Source organism: Microbacterium sp. Leaf320, assembly GCF_001423485.1.
In the GTDB taxonomy this organism is placed as follows: domain Bacteria; phylum Actinomycetota; class Actinomycetes; order Actinomycetales; family Microbacteriaceae; genus Microbacterium.
Window position 1 is genome coordinate 1 of sequence record NZ_LMOD01000009.1, and the last position, 2,843, is coordinate 2,843.

The following is a 2,843-nucleotide window of genomic DNA, read 5'->3' on the forward strand; positions in this document are numbered from 1 at the left end:
CACGACACAGGCTAGATCAGATCGCCCCCAATCACCAGAACACCCCACACACCCACCCCGACTTCCCACCATCGATGGACAAAACCCCCAAGGCGATGCAGCCGCCCGAACGCAGGGCCGGCTAGGGGCAGACGATCAGTGCGCTGAGCGTGCCGGTGCCGGTCTCCGCATCATCCGGAGAGAGCGTCCCGCCTGTCTGCCCCTCCCAGAACTTCACGTCACCCTCGAGGTCTCGCAGCCAGTAGGAGCCGTCGCTCTCGGCGGCCACCTCCACACCGTCCGCGCGAAACTCGGTCGTCCCCGCCTCATCGGTCACGGTCATCTGCACCCGGCCGGAGGAATCGAAGGAGATCGTGCCGGGGTTCGGCTCGACACCGGTCGCGGAGACGCGTGCGTCGCACGATACGTCGCCCGGCACGAACGCCGCCAGGTGCACCGTGTCTCCGGCTGTGAACCTCACGCTGACCCCGACGGGCGGCGTCGACCCGGACGATTCCGGTTCGGGCGTCGGCACGGTCACGGGATCGTCGCAGCTGATCGAGCCGGAGAGCACCGCTGAGTACTGCTCGGCGTCATCGGCCGAGGCATTCACATCGTCACCGGGCGCCCATCCCTCGACGAGGGACACCTCCCCCTCGGACGCGCCGACGGTGAGCACCGTCCCGGATGCGGAGAGATCGAGCCCGGTCGCCTCGAAGAGCACCAGCCCGTCATCGCTTCCGACGCCGACCGAACCTCGACGGGGCCCGTCGAGTCCGATCGAGAACCGGCCCTGCGGATCGTTAGAGATCGCGAGCCCGTGCGCGCTGCCGTCATCGCAGGTGATCTGATCGGGGTCGAGAGTCACGATGCGCTCAGCGCCGTCGACCTCGTAGGTCACCGTGAGTCCTGTCGACGCGCCGGGAGCGCATCCCGCGAGCGCGAGCATCATCATCGCCGCGGCGAGGAGGGCCGCCGACCCCCGCGGTTTCAACGGTGCCACGCGCCGGCTCGGCGGCGGTCGAACGCATCGACCCGTTCGACGGTCTGGCCCGCGACGCGGCTCGCCTCGCGTGCGATGAGTCGCAGTCGTTCGAGGGATTCGTTCCAGTCGCGCACGGCGACGGACATGGCCTCACGGGCCTCGCCGTCCCAGCGGGATTCGAGTGTCGCGGTCTCGTCACGGAGCGTGTCGAGGATGCGGGCGATCTCGTCGATGCCTCCGTCGACGCTCGCCAACGCCCCCTTGGCGGTCGATACCTTCAGCCCGATCATCGCTGCGTCTCCTCGTTCGTCTCCACAAGTTCCCGGAGCGCATCCGGCATGGCTGCAGGCGGGGCGGGGAGCACGCCGCTCGCCAGCAACATCGACAGCGGCGCACGTCCGTTGAGGATGCCGTCCAAGACCTCTCGCAGATGCGGGTCGTCGCTGGTCGCGCGCGCCTCTCGCATCTGCCTCGCGAGCTGGACGAGCACCGGAGCGCTCGACGCGACCGTCGACAGCGCGAACGGCGCCCGCTCGGAATCCATCCGCCCGGCGAAAGCCGCGTCCGGATCGAGCGGCTCGGAGCCGCGCTTCGCTTCAGCATCCGACATCATGAGGTCTGCTCCATCGTCGGCACGGGCATGGTCGCGGCGAAATTCGACAGATCGCCGGACAGATTCCCCAGCGCTTCGAGTATCGAGTACAGAGTCGAGATGTCCTGCAGGATGTCGTTCACGTCAGCGAGCTTCTTGAACGCCCACAGCAGCGAGACGCCGGCTGTGCCGTAGCCGATGAGTCCGCCACCGCCCGTCCAGACCGTGCCCGTGCCGAACGCCGCACCCGCAGCGGCGACGAGCACCGCGTCGTAGAGCCCGTAGATCGCTCCGGCGATCTGCTCGGCGGACTGGATCACGCCGGTGCAGTAGTCGGAGAAGACGGTTCCTGCATCCGCCAGGGCGCTCTGCGCATCCGAGAGCGCGTTCAGCAGATCTTCGAGGTAGGCCTGCGCGCTGTTGGACGCGTATCCCTGCCACTGGACACCCGCGTAGGCGACGGCGCTGGCCAGGTGACCGTGCATGTCATCCACGAGCGCTGCGAGACCGGTGATCGTGTCGGCGAACTGCTGGATGTCTCCCCAGCGACCGCCGTAGGTCTCGAGCACCCGCTGCGGCAGGGTCTGCGCACCCAGCCATCCGAGGACGGTGTCGATCCACTCGCTCGGACTCAGCAGGTCACCGGGGACGAGGTTCGTACTCAGCTGATTCAGCTCGTCATGGCTGCCGAGGTCGCAGAAGAAGGCGGCGCCGCCGGTCGGCGGTCCCCACACCGGAAGCGAGTCGTCGGTGCGGTCGTAGCTGGGCGCGATCACGGCCGGGCCCGAGGGCGACTGCGTGTTGTCGTTGTATTCGTCGGGGTCGGTCGCGTCGATGAGCGCGGCCTGCTCCATGTCGATGCCCTCGCCCTCGTCGGCGACGGCGATCAGCTCGGTGGCCGTGCCGTCGAGCACCTGCTCGAGGTGATCGAACCAGTCGATCAGCGACGACCTGATCTCGATCGCTGCACCCGCGACCCTCGTGTAGGCGTCGAAGCTGCCGTCGTCGGTGATCGTGCGGCCTTCCAGCCAGGCGCGAGCACTCGCCGCCTGATCCGCGTACTGCGTGAACGCGCCGGCCTGCTCACGCAGCCCCGCGGGATTCAGCCAGAAATCGGTGTCGCTCATGCCGCCCTCTCGTCATTGCCACGGCGCCGGTTCGATGCCGTCGGCGGTGCGACGGCGGTTGCCCTGACGTCTGCACCGTCCTCCGACCAGGGCGGAGGGCAGAGCAGACGACGCGGGCCCGACGCATCGCTGCGACGGGCCCGCGTCACGGGATCACGCC

4 protein-coding genes are annotated in these 2,843 nt (G+C 68.6%); all 4 read right to left on the reverse strand.

Annotated features, from left to right (window positions below):
* Positions 1-121: 121 nt before the first annotated feature.
* The 4 genes from ASF63_RS18695 to ASF63_RS18710 are packed head-to-tail and all read right to left on the reverse strand — an operon-like array spanning position 122 to position 2,683.
* Positions 122-982: a hypothetical protein gene (locus ASF63_RS18695; RefSeq protein WP_157534449.1), complete on the reverse strand. Its 861-nt coding sequence runs from the start codon at positions 980-982 to the stop codon at positions 122-124.
* Positions 970-1,254: a WXG100 family type VII secretion target gene (locus tag ASF63_RS18700; protein ID WP_056517803.1), complete on the reverse strand. Its 285-nt coding sequence runs from the start codon at positions 1,252-1,254 to the stop codon at positions 970-972. Before ASF63_RS18700 ends, ASF63_RS18695 begins: the two co-directional genes overlap by 13 nt.
* Positions 1,251-1,577 (reverse strand): hypothetical protein, encoded by a 327-nt coding sequence (locus ASF63_RS18705; RefSeq protein WP_157534450.1) that lies wholly within the window; start codon positions 1,575-1,577, stop codon positions 1,251-1,253. Before ASF63_RS18705 ends, ASF63_RS18700 begins: the two co-directional genes overlap by 4 nt.
* Complete coding sequence (locus ASF63_RS18710) at positions 1,574-2,683, reverse strand: hypothetical protein (protein ID WP_056517809.1); 1,110 nt, start codon at positions 2,681-2,683, stop codon at positions 1,574-1,576. The genes ASF63_RS18705 and ASF63_RS18710 overlap by 4 nt, the downstream gene beginning before the upstream one ends.
* Positions 2,684-2,843 lie beyond the last annotated feature (160 nt).

Bases quoted from the DNA above. Each gene is read 5' to 3' on its own strand.
- ASF63_RS18700 (WP_056517803.1), bottom strand. From the start codon at position 1,254: ATGATCGGGCTGAAGGTATCGACCGCCAAGGGGGCGTTGGCGAGCGTC.
- ASF63_RS18705 (WP_157534450.1), bottom strand. From the start codon at position 1,577: ATGATGTCGGATGCTGAAGCGAAGCGCGGCTCCGAGCCGCTCGATCCG.
- ASF63_RS18710 (WP_056517809.1), bottom strand. From the start codon at position 2,683: ATGAGCGACACCGATTTCTGGCTGAATCCCGCGGGGCTGCGTGAGCAG.